Annotated in this window: 1 protein-coding gene; it reads left to right on the forward strand. The window is 40.8% G+C overall.

The genetic code is table 11. The features are described 5' to 3' along the window. The coding region (locus ACFIO5_RS10125; protein WP_375705327.1) for a proton-conducting transporter transmembrane domain-containing protein at positions 1-584 on the forward strand (584 nt) is incomplete at both ends.

A 584-nucleotide genomic window follows, 5' to 3' on the forward strand; every position in this document is an offset into this window, starting at 1 on the left:
TGGGCAGTTACGTGTACGTGCAGGATTGCATTATGTCGTCGTTAATCTTATTGCTTCGTTGTTTTTTTTAGTTGGTACGGCACTCATTTATGGAATCGTTGGTACTCTTAATATGGCCGATTTGGCTGTAAAAATGAAACATATAACCTCTGCGGATATTGTTTTATTTGAAATAGGCGCGGCGCTTTTGGGGATTGCTTTTTTACTCAAAGTGGGTATGTGGCCACTTAATTTTTGGTTGATGCCGACTTATAGTGCCGCAGCAGCACCCGTTGGAGCTTCTTTTGCACTTTTGAGCAAGGTGGGTATTTATATTGTTTTACGTCTGACATTGCTATGGTTTGGTCCTGAAAGTGAATATTTTAGTCATTTTGGTAAAATGGTTTTATTTTATGGTGGACTTGCCACTATGGCTTTTGGTTTTATTGGGGTCTTGGCGAGCCAAGTTTTGGTGCGTTTGGTGGCTTATAGCATTCTTGTCTCTTCTGGTACTTTGTTGGCACCCATTGGGTTCGGCAATATAGCACTCACAGCAGGTGCACTCTTTTATATTGTTTCTTCAACTTTAGCCTTTGGTGCTTTTT

This window comes from Bartonella sp. AA86SXKL, from assembly GCF_042196885.1.